At 63.3% G+C, this 18,136-nt stretch carries 19 protein-coding genes, 1 tRNA gene and 2 pseudogenes; 11 read left to right on the forward strand and 11 right to left on the reverse strand.

What is annotated here, in order from left to right:
• Positions 1 to 26: 26 nt before the first annotated feature.
• The 4 genes and pseudogenes from ALC15_RS14225 to ALC15_RS14240 form a co-directional block, all read right to left on the reverse strand.
• A pseudogene (locus tag ALC15_RS14225) lies at positions 27 to 2,245 on the reverse strand (DUF3141 domain-containing protein).
• A 56-nt stretch (positions 2,246 to 2,301) separates the two neighbouring features.
• Positions 2,302 to 3,387, reverse strand: coding sequence for an AI-2E family transporter (locus tag ALC15_RS14230; RefSeq protein ID WP_244486075.1), 1,086 nt, complete (start codon positions 3,385 to 3,387; stop codon positions 2,302 to 2,304).
• 157 nt (positions 3,388 to 3,544) lie between these two features.
• On the reverse strand, positions 3,545 to 4,234 hold the full coding sequence (locus ALC15_RS14235) for a hypothetical protein (protein ID WP_050627746.1): 690 nt from the start codon (positions 4,232 to 4,234) through the stop codon (positions 3,545 to 3,547).
• Entirely contained in the window at positions 4,219 to 5,517 is a 1,299-nt protein-coding gene (locus tag ALC15_RS14240; RefSeq protein ID WP_050627747.1) for a DUF2254 domain-containing protein, read from the reverse strand. The genes ALC15_RS14235 and ALC15_RS14240 overlap by 16 nt, the downstream gene beginning before the upstream one ends.
• Before the next feature lie 517 nt (positions 5,518 to 6,034).
• Between ALC15_RS14240 and ALC15_RS14245 the strand changes: the two genes are divergently transcribed.
• The gene (locus tag ALC15_RS14245; protein ID WP_094193881.1) at positions 6,035 to 6,439 is read left to right on the forward strand and encodes a DUF1622 domain-containing protein; all 405 of its coding nucleotides are present in this window, start codon (positions 6,035 to 6,037) and stop codon (positions 6,437 to 6,439) included.
• A gap of 881 nt (positions 6,440 to 7,320) precedes the next feature.
• Here the strand turns inward: ALC15_RS14245 and ALC15_RS14250 are convergent.
• Positions 7,321 to 7,397, reverse strand: a tRNA-Pro gene (locus ALC15_RS14250).
• A 79-nt stretch (positions 7,398 to 7,476) separates the two neighbouring features.
• On the opposite strand from ALC15_RS14250, the gene ALC15_RS14255 reads away from it, so the two are divergent.
• From ALC15_RS14255 to ALC15_RS14270, 4 genes and pseudogenes are all read left to right on the forward strand, one after another.
• Complete coding sequence (locus tag ALC15_RS14255) at positions 7,477 to 8,463, forward strand: L-threonylcarbamoyladenylate synthase (RefSeq protein WP_050627748.1); 987 nt, start codon at positions 7,477 to 7,479, stop codon at positions 8,461 to 8,463.
• A 113-nt stretch (positions 8,464 to 8,576) separates the two neighbouring features.
• On the forward strand, positions 8,577 to 10,004 hold the full coding sequence (locus ALC15_RS14260; RefSeq protein ID WP_050627749.1) for an FAD-binding oxidoreductase: 1,428 nt from the start codon (positions 8,577 to 8,579) through the stop codon (positions 10,002 to 10,004).
• A 14-nt stretch (positions 10,005 to 10,018) separates the two neighbouring features.
• Positions 10,019 to 10,482, forward strand: a pseudogene (locus ALC15_RS14265) (GNAT family acetyltransferase).
• Positions 10,479 to 11,060 carry an NUDIX hydrolase gene (locus ALC15_RS14270; RefSeq protein WP_050627750.1) on the forward strand — a complete coding sequence of 194 codons (582 nt, stop codon included), beginning with the start codon at positions 10,479 to 10,481 and terminating at the stop codon, positions 11,058 to 11,060. The pseudogene ALC15_RS14265 and the gene ALC15_RS14270 overlap by 4 nt, the downstream one beginning before the upstream one ends.
• A 235-nt stretch (positions 11,061 to 11,295) precedes the next feature.
• On the opposite strand, the gene ALC15_RS14275 is transcribed toward ALC15_RS14270, so the two are convergent.
• Positions 11,296 to 11,736: a hypothetical protein gene (locus tag ALC15_RS14275; protein WP_050627751.1), complete on the reverse strand. Its 441-nt coding sequence runs from the start codon at positions 11,734 to 11,736 to the stop codon at positions 11,296 to 11,298.
• Between the two features lie 248 nt (positions 11,737 to 11,984).
• Here ALC15_RS14275 and ALC15_RS14280 point away from each other — a divergent pair, with 248 nt between their 5' ends.
• Positions 11,985 to 12,239, forward strand: a complete 255-nt coding sequence (locus tag ALC15_RS14280; protein ID WP_050627752.1) for a hypothetical protein — start codon at positions 11,985 to 11,987, stop codon at positions 12,237 to 12,239.
• A 102-nt stretch (positions 12,240 to 12,341) separates the two neighbouring features.
• Here the strand turns inward: ALC15_RS14280 and ALC15_RS14285 are convergent, their stop codons facing one another.
• Positions 12,342 to 12,815 carry a hypothetical protein gene (locus ALC15_RS14285; protein ID WP_050627753.1) on the reverse strand — a complete coding sequence of 158 codons (474 nt, stop codon included), beginning with the start codon at positions 12,813 to 12,815 and terminating at the stop codon, positions 12,342 to 12,344.
• Between the two features lie 124 nt (positions 12,816 to 12,939).
• On the opposite strand from ALC15_RS14285, the gene ALC15_RS14290 reads away from it, so the two are divergent.
• Together ALC15_RS14290 and ALC15_RS14295 are read left to right on the forward strand one after the other, a co-directional pair.
• On the forward strand, positions 12,940 to 13,707 hold the full coding sequence (locus tag ALC15_RS14290; protein WP_050627754.1) for an SDR family NAD(P)-dependent oxidoreductase: 768 nt from the start codon (positions 12,940 to 12,942) through the stop codon (positions 13,705 to 13,707).
• 168 nt (positions 13,708 to 13,875) lie between these two features.
• Positions 13,876 to 14,136: a helix-turn-helix domain-containing protein gene (locus ALC15_RS14295; RefSeq protein ID WP_021076090.1), complete on the forward strand. Its 261-nt coding sequence runs from the start codon at positions 13,876 to 13,878 to the stop codon at positions 14,134 to 14,136.
• A gap of 12 nt (positions 14,137 to 14,148) precedes the next feature.
• Here ALC15_RS14295 and ALC15_RS14300 read toward each other — a convergent pair whose 3' ends face one another.
• Positions 14,149 to 15,150, reverse strand: coding sequence for a hypothetical protein (locus ALC15_RS14300; protein WP_210168590.1), 1,002 nt, complete (start codon positions 15,148 to 15,150; stop codon positions 14,149 to 14,151).
• A 103-nt stretch (positions 15,151 to 15,253) separates the two neighbouring features.
• On the opposite strand from ALC15_RS14300, the gene ALC15_RS14305 reads away from it, so the two are divergent.
• A complete protein-coding gene (locus tag ALC15_RS14305) occupies positions 15,254 to 15,781 on the forward strand; it encodes a collagen-like domain-containing protein (protein WP_050627755.1) in 528 nt (175 codons plus the stop codon).
• 56 nt (positions 15,782 to 15,837) lie between these two features.
• Here the strand turns inward: ALC15_RS14305 and ALC15_RS14310 are convergent, their stop codons facing one another.
• Positions 15,838 to 16,065: a hypothetical protein gene (locus tag ALC15_RS14310; protein ID WP_050627756.1), complete on the reverse strand. Its 228-nt coding sequence runs from the start codon at positions 16,063 to 16,065 to the stop codon at positions 15,838 to 15,840.
• Between the two features lie 87 nt (positions 16,066 to 16,152).
• Entirely contained in the window at positions 16,153 to 16,419 is a 267-nt protein-coding gene (locus ALC15_RS14315; protein WP_050627793.1) for a DUF2277 domain-containing protein, read from the reverse strand.
• 120 nt (positions 16,420 to 16,539) lie between these two features.
• On the opposite strand from ALC15_RS14315, the gene ALC15_RS14320 reads away from it, so the two are divergent.
• Positions 16,540 to 16,785, forward strand: a complete 246-nt coding sequence (locus ALC15_RS14320) for a DUF2188 domain-containing protein (protein ID WP_050627794.1) — start codon at positions 16,540 to 16,542, stop codon at positions 16,783 to 16,785.
• 15 nt (positions 16,786 to 16,800) lie between these two features.
• On the opposite strand, the gene ALC15_RS14325 is transcribed toward ALC15_RS14320, so the two are convergent.
• The gene (locus ALC15_RS14325) at positions 16,801 to 17,490 is read right to left on the reverse strand and encodes an ArsR/SmtB family transcription factor (RefSeq protein WP_167350145.1); all 690 of its coding nucleotides are present in this window, start codon (positions 17,488 to 17,490) and stop codon (positions 16,801 to 16,803) included.
• 138 nt (positions 17,491 to 17,628) lie between these two features.
• On the opposite strand from ALC15_RS14325, the gene ALC15_RS14330 reads away from it, so the two are divergent.
• Positions 17,629 to 18,030, forward strand: a complete 402-nt coding sequence (locus ALC15_RS14330; RefSeq protein ID WP_167350146.1) for a nuclear transport factor 2 family protein — start codon at positions 17,629 to 17,631, stop codon at positions 18,028 to 18,030.
• The last annotated feature ends 106 nt before the right edge of the window (positions 18,031 to 18,136 follow it).

Below are 18,136 nucleotides of genomic sequence, written 5' to 3' on the forward strand. Positions count from 1 at the left end.
TGATGCTCCCGTTCGTTCAGTGACTGCTACGACGCCTTGGCTTTGGACTCGAAGGAAGCGATGACATCTCCCTGCTCCCCGACATCGATGCCGAACAGCGCTGCAACCCGCTGCAAACGTCGTGCACGCTCGCCTGAGATCTCGCCGACGGCGGACAGCACCTCGCGCATAGCGGCAAGCGCCGCGCGGCGCTGGCCGATATCCTCCGGCAGCAACCTGGGGATCGCGGCGAGCGCCCCCTCCTGATCGAGTTGCAGCATGAAAAACTGCTCGCGCACCAGCATCTTGAACTCGGGCAAGGTCAGCCGTGGACCGCTGTAATCCCGACGAACCCGCCGCAGCGCCTCGATGCTGCGTTCATCGATCATTCCGCGCGCCGATCCGATGTACAACAACCCTCGAAGGGCCGCTTCGCGGATTCCGCCCTCGCCGATCCGGGACTTCAGCTCTGCAATCCGTTTCTCAAGCATCGCGCGATGCTCCATCGACATCTCGCGCCGCCGCGATGGTTCGGACCTCGGATCGATACCGAGCGCCGCCTGCAACGCAGGACTGCCATAGAGGTTGAGAAAAAGCGTTTCGCTCAGGGCTTCCTGGGCGTCGCGCCAACTATCCAGCGTGTGGACGATCTGCCGGGATATATGCTCCTGCAGCATCAGGAACGGATTATTCTCGGACGCCGGCCGGCGGTCTTCCGCCACTTTCTCAGCGCCCGATTTCACCGCTGACGAAATCGGACTCTGACTGCTGAGGAGCTCATATTGAAGCCGCAGCGGATGCAGATTGCGCATGATGTCCGCCACTTGCGGCGTCATCACTCCCTTGATCAAGGGTTGAACGAACTTCCGGTAAGCCGCGAGATTGATCTCCGAGACACGCTTGGCGGCCGCAAAGCGCCGTTCGTCTTCGGCCGAATTGCCTCCCATGGCCCGGATATCGTCGAGCGTGCGCGCCTCACAGCGCATGACCCAATTGCCGATCACCAAATCGGAACTCGCGGTCGTATCGGCCCTGGCTTCGAACGTCGCCTCATAGAGCCCCGGTGGCAATACGTCGATCAAGTCGATATTGCTGGAGAGCTCGGCATGCTCCTTCTTTGCGACGCCACCGGAAACAAAAATACCGAGATGGCCGACGCTCTGATGGACCGTGTAGACGATGGTCTGCCCATATGCCCTGATTTCGTCGACGTCGGCATAGCAATCGAGGATCCAGTCCAGAGCCTGCTGCGGCGGTGTGATGTTGTCGCCTTCCGAGCAGAACACCACAATCGGCGACCGGATATTGCGCAGATCCACTCGCTGGCCGTCCGACATCTCGATCTCGCCGGCCGCGAGGTTGTTGCCGATGAACAACTCGTCGACGATGAACTGAATCTCCTCGGCATTCAGATTGACGTGCCCACCCCACCAACGCTCGAATTCGAGGTAGCGATCGGCCTCGGTATCGACCTTGGAATAGACGTTGTACTGCTTGGTCCACAGCGTGTTCGAGGGATTCTGGTTCTCGAAGTTTTGAACCAACCACGCGCCGTCGAATTTGCCAGCGCCAAGGTCGCTGGCGAGCGCGGTCAACCAGCTCCCCCCAGCAGACCGCCCGAGTATCGCATGGGATACCTGCCGTGCACTCCGGCCCAGTAGGCCAGCGGCGCGCCGGCGATGATCAACGGCCCGAATAGCTCCGGCCGCAACGAAGCGAGGATCATGACAGCCCAGCCGGCCTGACAGTTTCCGATCACGCAGGGCTTGCCGTCGGCCTTCGGATGCAGGCTGATGACCTTTTCGATGAAGATCGCTTCAGCCCGCGCGATACGCTCGATCGTTTGTCCGGGCATCGGCTCCGGCAGGAAGCCGACGAAGTAGCAGGGATGGCCTGCTTTCATCGCAACGCCAATTTCGCTGTCCGCCTTGAAACCGCCGATACCGGGACCATGACCGGCACGCGGATCGACGACGATAAACGGCCGCCGCTCGGAATTAATCTGGACGTCCTTGGGCGGAATGATCCGAACGAGCGCGTAGTTGACGGGTTCTGTCAGCGTGCGGCCATCAATGATCAATTCGGCAGCATATTGCAGGACATGCGGCGCAGTTTGCGCGATGTGCTCCTTGTATTGGTCGCCACGTCGACGCATGACATCCAGGAACAGCACGCTCCGTTGACCGGCGTCGACCAGATATTCGACCGCCGACGCGATCAGTCCTGACATCGGGCTATCTGGCAGCTTTGGCAATTCAATCGACATGTGGCGACCTCGCATGCGGCTCCATTGGACGCGGTGTGCGCATCGCCTCAGTTGATCTAGGTCAAGGTTGACCGATCACTTTGACGCCGCCTGTCCCCGATCCAAGCCAACGTCAGCTCCCACGCCACAGACAGGACAATCGGTCCGATGAAGAGGCCGACAACCCCATGAGCGAGCGTACCGCCAATCACACCGATCAGAATCACCAGCGTTGGCGTGCTCAGGCCCCGCCCCATCACCAGCGGCTTCAGGATGTTGTCGAGCACGCTGACGATGCTCAAGAATAGCGTCAGCAACAGCGCCACGGTTGTATCCTTGTCAGTCCAGATCCAGATAATCACGGGCAGGATGACGATTGTCGCGCCGATCTGGACGATAGAAAGTAACAGCACCAGGAACGCCAGAAGGCCGGCGATCGGGATATCCGCCAACTTGAATCCGATGCCGGCCAGCAGCGATTGGATGACTGCCACGCCGATTACACCCTGTGCGACCGCACGGATTGTTGCGCCCGCCAGATCCAGGAAATGCTCGCTTTGTTCCGGCACGATCCGCGACAGGAAGCCTCGGCCCGCCGCCACGAGCTGCTGGCCGTATGGAAACATCAATCCGGCAACCGCGACCGACAGGAGGAACTTGATCGCACCGACACCGGCATCACTGGCGAGGCCGAGCAACGTACCCGCCAATGTCTTCAGGTATGGCGCAAGGTGGCTGAGGAACGGGCGGAGATTGGTCGTCGCCTGATCCCAATACTGGTAGATTTGCGGTCCGATCCATGGCCAGCTCTTGATTGCAGCTGGTGGCGATGGAAGCACGAACTCACCGGCTGTTAGGTGCCCGGCAAAGTCCTTGATTCCTTCCGCGGCGCCGAGGCCGAGCCAACCTGCCGGCCCGAGAACAATCGCGAAATTGATTGCAGTGAGGATAACCGCGGCGGCTTTCGGCCGACCGCCGAGAACCTTGGCAAGTCGGATAAAGACCGGATTCAGCGCGACCGCCAGTACGGCGGCCCAGACCAGAATCGTCGCAAACGGGCGGAGCAAGACAACGCTCCAGATGATCAACAGCGCCAGCAATCCCAGTCGGAGCAGAAGCTGGATGATCTCTTCGCCGGTGAGTGGCTGTCGAACCGTCTTCAAGGTTACGCCTTCCGCTACCGTCAAACACCGTTGGGAAGCGAGGGTAGCCAGCATGCTGGTACCGCGATCTTGATCCAGATCAATCGATCATGTGGGCGATCCGCTCCAGCCGCCCACGAGCCCGGCATCCGTCGCCGAGAAAAAAACGCCGGACGGCTCACCCTGACGCGCGCCGGCTTGTCGGCTTGGTGCCCGGATCGATCCATATGCTGATACTGACCAGAAGGACCCAGATCGGAAACACCACAAGGCTCCAGTCGATGTAATAGCTACCCAGCAAAAGAAGTCCCGCGACAGCGTATCCACCATAGGCAAGCCAGCGCGACGTCAGCCCCGTGTAGAGAGCGATAGTCGAAGTGGTGATCATGAAGACGGACGACGTCTTCACGAGATAGATGTTGACCATTCCGTAGGCCAGTCCGCGACCGAAATGAAAGGTCGCCGAGTTGATCAGGACATCCGGAGCGGCGTGAAATGAAAGAATGATTGCGCCGATCACCGCTGCGGCGGTGAACAGCATTGCGAGCAACAGCACTGCGCTGCCCAGGAAGAGCGTCGCGAAGAACTGGTCCTCTTGCGCGCCGAGACGCTCGCGCAGGAAGCCGACAAACCAAAGGAACGCAACTCCGGCGAACGGCACGAGATTCAGCGCCAGAGCCACGGTTGCCGTTCCGCTCGCAAGCCAAGCCCCCGGCTCGAGCGGGTCAGCCGGCACGGAACGACGCATCAGCCAGAACACGGCAAGCAGCAGCAATGAGAACAGAACGCCGGCGGCTGCGGCGACCCGCGGTGCCCGCAACCGCGAAGACGATGGTTCCAGGGGCTCGACGCTCACGATCCGAGCCATCGTGCGCGCTCAGCCGGACGAGTGGAAGCCTCTGCGTCGCCCTCCAAGCGATGCGATAGACCCAGACCTTGCCGGTCCTCGATACGAGCGGCAGCGCGATCCTCGGGATCAAAGCTGGAGCGTTCAATTCCGGAATCGAGATGCTCCAGGTAGGTGTGCACCCCCTTTGCGCGCTCGCTGCTGATGCACCCGGCAAGCTCGACCAGCGCGGAACGCAGGCGTCGCATCACCTGAATGGAGGTCGACCCGAATTGCCGGATTTCGTCAAAGGCCAGCGCCAGGTAATCTTCCCAGGTCGGCATCTGATAGATCACCCGCAACACGCCGTCACGATCGAATGCGCGGCAAGCGTCCAGATCCTGTTTCGCCAATCGCCGCAACAGATCCTCGATCTGATCGATCGCCTGCACTGCCGTGGTGGGATCGTTGATCGCAGGCGACAGAGCCTTGATCGCGACGTCGACCAATAGCCGAATTGCATATTTTGGATCTTGTTCGAAGGTCCGCTGGTCACCCATATGAATACACGAGACCAGGCGTCGCTTGAACGCGACAGAATTTGCGACGTTTGCGTGCAGGATCGCGGTATCCTCCAGCAACGTGTCGCCGACGGCGCATTCCATGACAACAAGCCCGTTTACCTGTCGAGCATGCTCGACCAGCTTAGCGATATCGATCGCGATCACCGACTGCGGATTTCCAATGTGTTTGACGGTCAGCGCGTATTCTTCGAACTGCTGCTGCCTTGGAGCAGCCTGCTCCGAAGTCGACCATGGCAGCCCGGCATACGTGCTTGCTATGACGCTTCTGCCCGTATCCCCTAGTTCCTGCAGTACCCGCATGATCTGGAGATTGTTCAACCGCTGAACCAGTTGCGCGAGCATCAGAACGCTCGCCACCAGCATTGCCGCTACTATCGCCGCGGACAGAAAAGGTACCCCTTGTCCATCTTGGCGATCGACCCAGGCCAGCGTGGCGAGACTGTACATGAACGTCGCAACGAACATTCCCAGCGAGTGGAACAACAGCCGATCGCGCGCAAACCAAATGACAAGACGCGGCGAGTAGACCACCGCATTGAACTGAACCAGGACGAAGGCGATTGAAAACACAATGCCGGTCAGCGCCATCATTCCCGAAGCTACCGCCGACAAATAGGCCTGGGCAGAGGAAATTGACATTTCAAGGCGAGCGGTCAGCAAATTGATCTCAAGGCGGGGCAGCAGAAACCCCGCCGCAATGCTCGCCACTGCGTAGAATGTGGGTATCAGCCAAAGCGGCATTCCACGATCTTTCCCTATCCGGCTCCTTAATCAGCATCGGCCCGATCAATTGTCGTTGTTTGATCTCGATCAACGATCTCTGTCCCGCGGCATGGACTGATTGCTCACTTTCACAGGACGGAGGAGCAATCATGAAGCGCAGCATGCTGGGTAAGCTGGTTCTGGCGGCAGCAGTATTCGGAATCGGAATGTCGGTGTCACCAGGCTGGCAGCACAGCCAAGGTCCTTCGCTATCCTTCGACAGGGCGGAGGCGCGGGTCGGGCGTCCCTTGACTCCTGTATCAGCCGCCGGCGTCGCGCGGCGAACCACGAGGCGTGCGGTCGTCGGCGGCGCCGCTGTCGGAGCGGCTGCCGGCGCCGCGGCTGCCGGCACGGCGTGCGTTCGCGTGCTGGTCAATGGCACTTATGTGTGCCGCTGAGCATCGTCAGTGCATCCGGCATCAGCGGGACGATAACTTCCCGCTGGTGCTCCATGCCTGTCAGCGCTAACCACCAAGATGCCGCGTGAATCTGGATCATGAACTCCGGCCTCGATCCCTCGCCCTCCTTCGAGACGGCTACCAGCCATTGGATTCATCTCGTCGGCGTCGGCATCGAGATTTTTGGGGTTTTCATCATCGTGATGGGAATCGTCTGGTCGAGCCGGTTCATCTATCGGCGCGGCGCAGCACCCCGCTATGACAGCTACAAGATCAGTATCGGGCGATCGCTGCTGCTCGGTCTGGAAGTGTTGGTCGCAGCCGACATCGTCAAAACGATAGCTATTGAGCTGACGTTTGCGAGTCTGGGCCTGCTTGCCGGATTGGTCGTCGTCCGCACCTTCCTGAGCTGGACGCTTACGCTCGAGATCGAGGGCCGCTGGCCATGGCAACGAGCGCTCACCGATGCATCCGAGAACCAGCCGCGAAATCATGTAGTGTAGGCAATAGGCTTGCTACTTGAGATCGATCACTTCGTGCAAAACTCGATCATCTTCCGTCTAAATCATCAAGGACGGCGACCGACATATCGCCTCCGGACGCATTGCGAGCGCGTCTGAAACAAAGCCACCGCAGAATGCCAGCAAGCGCTAGCAGGCTACGTCGCGCAAAAATATCAACCGGAACGCAGTCGAAGAGATATCGAGGACATCGATTGCGCCGATGTGCGTCGATCTATCTGACTGATATCGGCGAGCCGGGTGATCAGTTTGAAATCGAAGCCGGGATTGACCGCCTCAATGACTAATGGGGTGGCAGGAAGCTGTCGGCGGTCAGCGCGCAAACCTGCGCTGGTTACGCGGCGGCATCGCCATACCCCGAGCTTGGGCACTCGTACGTTGATCTTGAGCGTGGTATCTTCTACCGCAGGCCGATCGGGAAGCGGGCGACCAGGAAGCGTCAGACGCCAGCTCCACTTCCGCGCCGGCTACTTTCTCATTTGCGTCGTTGGAAAGACGGCAAGCTGATCGGCACCTGCTTCGTCGAGTTCAATGGCAAGCCGGTCGCTTCCGTGAAGAAGGGCTTCAAATCTGCCGTGGATTCTGGCCAAGCTGCCCGGGAAAGTCACTCCGCACACGTTGCGCCACACGGCGGCAACCTGGCTGATGCAGCGCGGCGTGCCGATCCGGGAGGCTGCCGGGTTCCTCGGCATGTCGCCGGAGGTCCTGCAGGATACCTATGGCCAGCACCTGACCATCACCATCCCGATCATTTGCACGGGGCGGCGGCAGCCATTGGCCAAAAAGCGCGGTATGTTTCGGTGGTCAAATCGGTGGTTGACTCGGGAACAGCCACCGATGAGAACGAAAAACCTAAGGAAATCTGGTCGGAGTGGCAGGATTCGAACCTGCGACCCCTGCGTCCCGAACGCAGTGCTCTACCGGGCTGAGCCACACTCCGACTGAGAGCCGGGCTTATAGCGTCGGGTTTCGGGGACTGCAAGGGACCACAGGGCACCCAATTGAGGAATCTAGTCACAGTGGATACAGGTCTGAAAACGCACGTTTTGCCCGCCGGCGCCGCCGCCACGGCCACCGCCGCCGGGGTTCTGGCCGAGGGCGGCCTGGTGGCGTTTCCGACCGAGACGGTCTACGGCCTCGGCGCCGATGCCGGCAATGCGGCTGCGATCGCCCGGCTCTACCAGGCCAAGGGCCGGCCGGCCTTCAATCCGCTGATCGCGCATGTCGCCGATCTCGGCGCCGCCCGCCGCATCGCCCTGTTCGACGGCCAGGCCCTGCGGCTCGCGGAGGCGTTCTGGCCCGGCCCACTGACGCTGGTGCTGCCGAAGGCGCTCTCCTGCCCGGTCGCGGAACTCGCGACCGCCGGGCTCGATACGGTCGCGATCCGCATCCCGGCGCACAAGGTCGCGCGCGACATCATCAAGGCGTTCGGCGGTGCTGTGGTAGCGCCGTCAGCCAATCTCTCCGGCCATGTCTCGCCCACCACCGCCGAGCATGTGAACGCCGATCTGGCTGGCCGCATCGACATGATCGTCGACGGCGGCCCGGTCGAGGTCGGGGTCGAATCGACCATCGTCGGCTGCTTCTCCGATCCGGTGCTGCTGCGGCCGGGCGGCCTGACGCGCGCCGAGATCGAGCGCGTGCTCGGTCATCCCCTGCAGTCGCCGCCGCAGGATGCCGAGACCGACAGTCAGCCGATCGCCCCGGGCATGCTCGCCTCGCACTACGCGCCGCGGACACCGGTCCGGCTCAATGCCAGCGACGTCCATGTCGGTGAAGCCTTGCTATCGTTCGGGCCGGCCAAGGTCGCGCGGCGCGAATGCGCCTCGGTGGAGATGAACCTGTCCGAGCGCGGCGATCTCGCCGAGGCCGCCGCCAACCTGTTCGGCTACCTTCGCACGCTCGACAAAAGAAACGCGGATGCTATCGCGGTGATGCCCATTCCCGAGGACGGGCTGGGCGAAGCCATCAATGACCGGCTGCGCCGTGCAGCGGTTGGGCGATAACGAGCATGACCCGGACCAGTGGAAACCGGTTTTCCCTCGCGACAAACGCGACGCGTTTGCGCGGAGGTCATGCGTAGACTAAGAACCCCGGCTGAGTGAAAGACCAAGAAAAAATGAACATCGTCCAATCAGCGGTGCCGCCGCTTCCGCCCGAATTGCTGGAAAAATTCCGCGCCATCGTCGGCGCGAAATATGCGGTAACCGATGCCGCCGACATCGAGCCCTACGTCACCGAGGAGCGCGACCTGTTCCACGGCCGCTCGCCGCTGGTGCTGCGCCCGGGCTCGACCGCCGAGGTCGCCGCGATCTGCAAGCTTGCGACCGAGCACAGGATCGCGCTTGTCCCGCAAGGCGGCAACACCGGCCTGGTCGGCGGGCAGACGCCGCACAATGGCGAGGTCGTGGTGTCGCTGCGGCGCCTCGACAAGATCCGCGACATCGACGTCGAATCCAACACCATGACCTGCGAGGCCGGCGTGGTGCTGCAAATCGCGCAGCAGAAGGCGGCCGACGTCGACCGGCTGTTCCCACTGTCGCTCGGCGCCGAAGGCAGCTGCACCATCGGCGGCAACCTCTCGACCAATGCCGGCGGCACCGGCGCGCTTGCCTACGGCGTGGCGCGCGAAATGGCGATCGGGCTCGAGGTCGTGCTGGCCGACGGCCGCGTGCTGAACGCGCTGTCGAAGCTGAAGAAGGACAACACCGGCTACGATTTGCGCAACCTGTTCATCGGCGCCGAAGGCACGCTCGGCATCATCACCGCGGCGACCTTGAAGCTGTTTCCGCGGCCGCGCGCGGTCGAGACCGCCTATGTCGGCCTGAACTCGCCCGCGGCGGCGCTCAAGCTGCTGTCGATCTCGCGCAATCAGGCGGCCGGCAGCCTGACGAGCTTCGAGCTGCTCGCCGACATCGCGGTCGACTTCTCGATCCGCCACGGCATCGACATCCGCGATCCGCTCGAGAGCAAGCACCCCTGGTACGTGCTGATGGAATTGTCGTCGTCGCGCGACGACGCGCGCGACACGCTGGAGGCGATCCTCGCCCAGGGCATGGAGGACGGCATCGTCGATGACGCCGTCATCGCGGCCAATCTGAGTCAGCGCCAGGCGTTCTGGAAACTGCGCGACGAGATGTCGGCGGCGCAGAAGCCGGAAGGCGGCTCGATCAAGCACGACATCTCGGTGCCGGTCGCAGCCGTGCCCGCCTTCATCGCGGAAGCCAATGCGGCGGTGGTGAAGCTGATCCCGGGCGCGCGGCCGGTGCCGTTCGGTCATCTCGGCGACGGCAACATCCACTACAATGTCAGCCAGCCGGTCGGCGCCAATGCGGCCGACTTCCTGGCGCGCTGGCACGACGTCAACGCCGTGGTATTCGAGATCGTGCTGCGGATGGGCGGCTCGATCTCGGCCGAGCACGGCATCGGCGTGCTCAAGCGCGACGAACTGCCCGACGTCAAGGACAAGGTCGCGATCGAGCTGATGCGGCAGGTCAAGGCGATGCTCGATCCGCTCGGCATCATGAACCCGGGCAAGGTGCTGTGACCGTACAGGCGAAAATGCCCTCCCCCTCCCTCGCAATCGCACCAATCACCGACGCGACGTCGCCGAAGTCGTCGCGCTGTGGCAGGCCTGCGGCCTGACGCGGCCGTGGAACGATCCCGCTTCCGATATTGCGCTGGCGCGGCGCGGACCGAGCTCGGCCGTGCTGATCGGCCGCGACGCCGGCGTGATCGTGGCGACCGCGATGGTCGGTCATGACGGCCATCGCGGCTGGGTCTATTACGTCGCGGTCGACCCCAACCGCCAGGGCAAGGGCCTTGGCCGGACGATGATGGCCGCAGTCGAGGACTGGCTGCGCGCGGCCGGCGTGCCGAAGCTGCAATTGCTGGTGCGGCGGGAGAACGCCAAGGCGAGCGCGTTCTACCAGACGCTCGGCTATGAGGAATCGACCTCGGTGATGCTGGCCAAATGGCTCGACGGCCGTGAACCGACGCGTGACAGATTGAGGATTGACGCATGAGCATCGCCGACCGCGTCCGCGTCAAGCACGTCGAGCTGCTGTCGAAGCGCCGCTACGAGCTGACGAGCGCGACCTTCGACTACCGCCGCAGCAATGGCGAATGGCAGACCCAGGTGCGCGAGGTCTACGACCGCGGCAACGGCGCGGTGCTGCTGCCCTACAATCTGAAGGCCCGCAGCGTGGTGCTGGTGCGCCAGTTCCGCTATCCCGCCTTCGCCAACGGCTATGATGATCTCCTGATCGAGGCCGCCGCCGGCCTGCTCGACGATGCCGCGCCGGAAGAGCGCATTCGCGCCGAGGCGGAGGAAGAGATCGGCTACCGCCTCGATCACGTGCGCAAGGTGTTCGAAGCCTTCATGACGCCCGGCGCAGTCACCGAGAAGCTGCATTTCTTCGTCGCCGAATACGACGCTGCAATGCGCGTCGGCGACGGCGGCGGGCTTGCCGACGAGGGCGAGGACATCGAGGTGCTGGAGCTTGCGATCGACGACGCACTCGCCATGATCAACGACGGCCGCATCGTCGACGCCAAGACCATCATGCTGCTGCAATACGCAGCGCTGCATCTGTTCAGGTAGGTCCCGTCGCGTTCCGGCTTAGGCCCGAACGCGTGACCAGGCTGAGTGGCACTCGCAAGAGACGGTGCGCCCGCTCTCGCGCCTGCGGGCAGGGCAATCGCGGGGGACGTTGCCAAAATATCGAAAACAACCCCATGCAAAGCAGCCAGTGGCCAGCCGGCCGTTCGACCAGGCCACTTGACACGTCGGGCAACTCACGGATACGCTTCTAATATTCCGAAATCACGCAAGCGTACTACTGCATCGTGATCGCAAGTCCGCTCAGATCGGCGTTGGCCATCAGGCCGACCTGGTGACCGGTCAGCTCCAGCACCGCGCCCTTCTGATTGGTCAGCACGATCGCACGCGCGCCGCGGCCGACGGCAAGCCCCGCACCCGCTGCCCCGTAGACGCCGGCGACATCCGACGGACGGTTGATGTTGCTGACGCGGCCGCGCAGCACGGTCTTGGAGCCGCCGAACACCAAGCCATAATCGAGACCGCCGGTGGACAGCCGATAAGAGCGACCGCGGAAGGTCAAAACGCCGCTGCCGCCGGAGCCGCCGATGATCCAGCCGGCCTTGTAGATCGTCAGCGTCACGAAGCCGCTGTCGGCACGGGCGGCGGTGGAGAAAGCCAGACCCGTGAACGCCAGCAGCGCGACCAGCGCGGCGCGAAGGGTGGATGAAAGTTTCATGTACGGTCTCCCCAAGGTTTACCCACGTCGATCTGCGCGCGTCGCGACGCGGGCACGAATCGCAACGCGCCGACTGTAGCAAGCGTACAATCCTGTGCAATTTGACACAGCGTCGGCCGGTTTGTCCGCGCAACCGGCATTGAACCTGTTCCCGGGATTGCAACACTCACTGCATGTCCGGGGCGATCGGCCCCTGAGCTCCAGGATTGCCCCGCGGAGCATTCACATATTCAAACCGGAGATTTCCCATGCGTCGTCTTGCGATCGCCTGCGCCACCATTGCCGCCACTGTGTCCGTGCTTGCCGCTGCCAGCCCCGCCAGCGCCAACCCGTATCATCTGATCCGCTGGCAGGACACCGGCTTCTGCCAGATCTGGGACCAGAGCATCCCGACCACGCCGTGGCCCGCGAACTTCGCCGTCGTCAGCGAGGAGCTGCCGACCTTCGACGCCGCTTTCACCTACAAGACCGGGCTTCTCAACAACGGCACCTGCTCGTTCTGAGCGATCACCGATCACGCGCAGGGCGGACACGCGGCAACAGCGGGGCGTCCGCCCTTGTGCTGTCGGGCATCACGCGATCGCGCATCAGTGATGCTTGACGCATCAGTGATGCTTGATCAAGGCGTCGCGCGCGGCGGCAAGCTCGAGGAACGCCGCGCCATTGCCGCCGCCGTCGGGATGCACCGTCTTGGCGGCGCGCTTGAACGCCTGCTGGATTTCGGTCGCCGCGAGATGGCGGCCGAACGGCAGGCCGAGCAATTGCCGGTAGCGCTCCTCCTGCGTCAGCGCCTTCGGCGTCAAGCCGCGGCGGCCGAACTGCGGCGCGGACAATGTGTGCAGCGCATCGGCGACGATACCGAGACGGCGCAGCGCCATCGACTTGGTCCTGCGGTCGGCTGACTTCAGCGCCGCCTGGCGCAGGATCGGCAGTACCTGTGCGGCCGCATGTCGCAGCGTCTCGTCGATGTCGGTGGTGGCGATCTCGGCGATCAATTTGGCGATCTCGCGATAGTCCGGATCAGGCGCCGCGCAGAAGCGCTCGATCGCAACTTTCCAGTGTCTGATTTGCGGGTCCATGATCGGTCCGTACTGTCATCCGAATATGGATGACAGCAACGCACAAACGCGGCTTGGCGTTTCGGTTGGCGCAGTTTTGAATAGTGTTGTCGACAACACCAACAAATCAGAACGAGGAAACGCCATGGCCCTTCTCGACAATCACATCGCCGTCATCACCGGTGCAGGCTCGGGCATCGGGCGCGCCATCGCATTGGGCTACGGCCGCGAGGGTGCGCGCGTGGTGCTGCTCGACATGAACGGCGATGCGGTGGCGGAAGCGGCCAAGGAGATCAAAGGCGCCGGCGGCAAGGCGGACAGCTTTGCGCTCGACGTGACCGATCGGAACGCCTGCGTCGCGATCGCAAGGCAGATCGCCGACAAGGTGGGGCCGGTCTCGATCCTGGTCAACAATGCCGGCATCGCGCGCCGTAACGGCATGCTCGGGGCCGACGAAGCCGTGATCAAGGATTGGGAAGACATCATCTCGATCAATCTCACAGGCGTCTTCAACGTCACGCATTCCTTCCTCGCGCCGCTACGCAAGAACAAGGGACGCATCGTCAATATCGGCTCGATCCAGTCCTTCGTGCATCTGCGCACACCGAGTTCGCCGGCCTACACCGCCTCCAAGCACGGCGTGCTCGGCTTCACCAAGGCGCTGGCCGCCGAGCTCGGCAAGGACGGCGTGCGCGTCAATGCGATCGGCCCCGGTTTCATCGAGACGCCGCTGAACGAGAAGGTGCGCGCCACCAATCCCGATCTCGTGAAAGTGTTCATGGACCACACCCCGCTGGGCCGCGCCGGCAAGCCGGAGGACATTGTCGGCCCGGCGATCTTCCTCGCCTCGGACCTCGCGGCCTATGTCTCCGGATCGATCGTGATGGTCGATGGCGGCTACCGGACACTGTGACGGATGGAACCGCAATCGTGGCGATTTCTGGGTATTTTGCTTACAAAGCAGGGAGTTAGCGAGGCGTTAAGGACTTGTTAACCAAACCGGCACACCGTGGATCTACGGGGTAGTTGGTTCTCGATGTCTGCGCCTCATCGACGAGGCGGGCGTGATCGGGAGGAGTTCATGTCATACGCGTCCACCGTACCGTCGCCGGAAGCACTGCTGCCGTCGCTGGCTCCAAATGAAATTGTCCCATTGCTGATCGGCGCGACCGTCGATGAAGTCGAGCGGGAGCTGGTGCTGCAGACGCTCGCGCGCTGCGACGGCAATCGCACCCGCGCCGCGCGCGTGCTGGGACTGTCGGTCCGAACCTTGCGGAACAAGATTCGCGAATATTCAGCCGACGGCATCGACGTGCCGCATAGCGAGCACGCTGCGGCCTAGCGGCCTCCGATGCTAGATCGGCAGGTCGATCGCAAGGCGCCGCCAGCGCGTCAACAACGCGCGATCATCGTCATGGAGGCAGCGAGCGAGATGCACGTCGCTCGCTGTACTCCGTTGCAGCGTCCCGGCGACCAACGCGGTCGCGTAGTCCCAATAGCCGCGCCGGCCGTCCGGATCCAGCGCGACCAGGGATTTTGCGAGAATCTCGACATAGATCGCGGTGGCGGCCTTGCGCCAGAGCGGACCTGCACGCGCCTCCGCATCAGGCGCGCCAGTCCGCGGCTGCCACATCAGCCAGTAGTCTTCTTCTCCAGCTGCCCATTCAGATGACGGCAACGACGGATCGAGACACGGCGAGCGGCACGCGAGCGGCCGCATCGTGCGCGCGTCGCAGAACACAGAGTAGCCGAGCCTGTCGTACCAGCTCACACGCAGCAAGCGGCCGATCTGATCCTGCTCAGCCGCCGCGAGTGGCCGCCGGCCCGTTTGCTCGAGATCGGCGGTGATCGCGGCCACGCGATCGCGATCGAACGGCTCGACTTCGAGCACCACCCCGACATTGCGCGGGAACAGCGCATCGAGCATGTCGACCATCTCGCGATAGAATGCGCGCGCCAGGCCATTGCCACGCCACGTCTTCTCGATGCCGACATGGTTGCAAAAGATCATATTGCTTGCGTGATCGTAGGTGAAGAAGCCGAGCCCGATCGCGCGCCCGGTGGCGCGCAGGATGAAGCAGCGCGAGTCGAGCCGATAGGACATCTCCTGGCCGCCGACACTGAAATGCCTGATCTCGCCGACATCATCCGACAACAGCCAGCGCAGGATATCGTCAGGACTGTCGCGCTCGATCGCGGGAAACAAGTGCTCGTAGAGCTCGAGCACGCCCGTGCTGCGAAAGCTTGCTTCGTCAAGCACATGCTGCCGCGTCACGACGATGTCGAGCGGTTGCGGTTCGTCGCCGTAGCTGCCGTCCAGAACCCGCAATGCGTCCTCCGTTGTCATAATGCCCATGGAATTATGACTGTTGATCGCTCGCATCGGTGCCGCGAGGCAGAATTGAAGCCGTCGTCCAACCTCTGTTACAAGCGGCTTCAAATCGCGACGGAGCATACCAGTGGCTGACGAGACAACTTCCCGCCAGGGGGCACGAGGAGCGCAGGGGCCGCAGGGCCGTCAGGGCGAACCGGGAAAGCCCGGACCGCAGGGACATCCCGGGCGGCCGGGGCCGGAAGGTGCGCGCGGCAAGCCGGGTCCGCAGGGCAAGGCGGGTGTGGTTGGAAAGGCCGGCCCTCAGGGCAAGCCGGGGGCGCAGGGCAAGGCAGGCGCGCAGGGCCTGCGCGGCGAAGCTGGTCCTCAGGGCCCGCAGGGACCGGCCGGTCCGCGCGGTGAAGCCGGCCCGCCCGGCCAATTGCCGTCGATCGAGCAGGTGATGCCGTGGCTGCACATGATCTTCGACGCCTGGGAAGACTACAAGCGCACCAAGGAGCGAGAAGCTGCCGAGTTCGCCGAGCGCGATGCCGCCGAGCGCGCCGCGGCGGAGGCGATCGCGCTTGACGTCGACGCGATCGATTTCGCTGAAGATGACGACGAAGACGACGGTCACAAGAAAAAGAAGAAGCACCGCAAGAAGGACAGGAAGTAACCCTTTCTGTCACCGCGCGGCGACACGACCCACGAGATGCGTGTCGCGCGCGACGTTCACCGCTCGGTCCCGGGATTGGCCGGAGGATCGGACGGCCGGGCGAGTTGCATCAACTGAAATACCCAGCGCATCGCGTAGTACCAGGCAACACCCGCGAACGCCCCGCACGCCGACAGGATGACGACGTTGGCAAGGTCGATCGTACCGCTCGACCACAGCATGCCGCAGGTCCAGAGCACGGCGAACGCAATCGAGCAGAGAGTGAGCAGGGCGGCAGGCTTCATGGCGTGGCTCCGGGGCCGGGGATGAGCGGCAACGATGCCCGGTGGCCTGACGCGTTACCGTGACCTGCATCACGGAATGCGCTGGCCTCAGCCGAACCGCAGGCGTGAACGCTCCCTCGCCTTCTCCGCCTCGATCTCGCGATCGCGGGCCGGCGCCGTGGTCTGCAACGAGATCAGGAGTTTTCGCGCAGCAGCGGAGACCTCGGCCACGGCGAGGTTGAAGGCGGCGTCATTGGACTGCGACGGCTTGTTGAAGCCACTCAATTTGCGCACGAATTGCAACGCCGAGGCATGGATCTCGTCTTCGGTGGCGGGCGGCTCGAAGTTGAACAGCGTCTTGATATTGCGGCACATGTCGTTCTCCCTCGCCCGCATTTTGGGGGCTTGCGTCTCAAAGACGATCGGCTGCTGCAAAATACGACATCGTGGTCTATTCTGGCAGCCCCATGGTCCACGATGGAAACGAGGTTCCGGATGAGCCACGTGATCTACAAGGTGGTCCAGCACGATGGCGGCTGGGCCTATACCGTCGACGGGGTGTTCTCCGAACCGTTTCCAACCCATGCCGCGGCGCTTGCCGCCGCCCGGCGCGCGGCCAACGAACAGCGCGTGCCCGGGCGCACCGAGGCGATCCAGTACGAGACCTCGGACGGCAAATGGCTGACCGAGACCGCCTCCGGCAGCGACCGCCCGGAAACCGAAGTCGAGGACGGCCGCTAGTTCCGTTGCGCAGCTTCAGAATGGAACCTGTACGCCGAGCCGGTCAAAGAACGCCCGCCCCCGGTCGGTGATCCGCAGCGCGCGCGGAATCCGATGCGGCGCAACGCCGCGCATCTCGACCAGCCGCGCCAGCACGGCATTGGCAAACGGACCGGCGAGGTGCGGCACGCGCTCGGTCCAGTCGTTGCAAAGCCGCAGATGCGGCTGCCGCACCGGATCGAAATCGATCTGTTCAGCACGGCACCACGCCAACCCCTGCTCGGTGACGTGCCCCTCGCGGCCATCGATGATGACGAGGCGGCGGCGGATCAGCGCATTCGACAACAGCACGCCGAGCTGGCCGGCAAGATGATGATAGCAGGTGCGCGATTGCCTGAGCTGCTCGGCCGGCATCGCACGCCTCGGCCCGGCAGGGGTCTTCGCCGCCAGATCGACCAGATTCTCGATCAGCGCTGCGACGTCGTCGTCCCTGATCCGGTAGTATCTGAACCTGCCCTGCGCCCACACCGACAGCACGCGCGCATCGACCAGCTTCTGCAGATGCGCGCTGGCGCCTTGCGGCGAAATGCCGGCAACCACGGCAAGCTCGCCTGCCGGCAACGCCTTGCCGTCGGCCAGCGCGCTGACCATGGCCTCGCGCACCGGATCGCCCAATGCCTCGGCGATCCGCGAAAATCCCGTCTGCACGGATTGGGATGATCCCACCGCATCCTCCTCCAGGTCGCGCAAGAACGTCCTAGCCACATTCGCCCTGCCGCGAAACTCATTTCAGATTTTCCTGAAACGTCGCGACAGCCGCTTCCGGTCAAATCGGCGCGGTCAACGCAACAGATGGGAACAATCATGACAGCCGGCAACACCGACGCGGAACGCATCTACAGGCTCTGGGACGAGGCCCTCGGCCACAAGGACCTCGAGGCGGCGCTCGCGCTCTACGCGCCCGACGCCTCGATCGAGAGTCCGCTGGTTCAGCATTTGATGCAGACCAAGGACGGGATCGTAAGGGGCCGCGAGGCGCTGCGCGAATTCATCGCGCGCGTGTTCCGCACCAACCCGCCGCAGCGGCGGCGCTTCAAGCAAGGCTTCTTCAGCGACGGCCGGATTCTGACCTGGGAATATCCGCGCCAGTCCCCGGACGGCGATCAAATGGATCTCGTCGAGGTCATGGAGATCGAGGATGGCCTGATCCAGCGCCACCGCGTCTATTGGGGATGGTATGCGCTGAACGTGCTGAGGGCAGGCTAGCGCCAAGACGTCTTCGCCAGCCGCGCTGGCGTACCTCTCGGACAACGCTTTCCCTCATGCTAGGCTTGCACCGAAGCGGCTGGACAAACGCGCCGCGCGTGGGGAG

Origin of the sequence: Bradyrhizobium viridifuturi (assembly GCF_001238275.1) — a bacterium.
GTDB lineage: Bacteria > Pseudomonadota > Alphaproteobacteria > Rhizobiales > Xanthobacteraceae > Bradyrhizobium > Bradyrhizobium viridifuturi.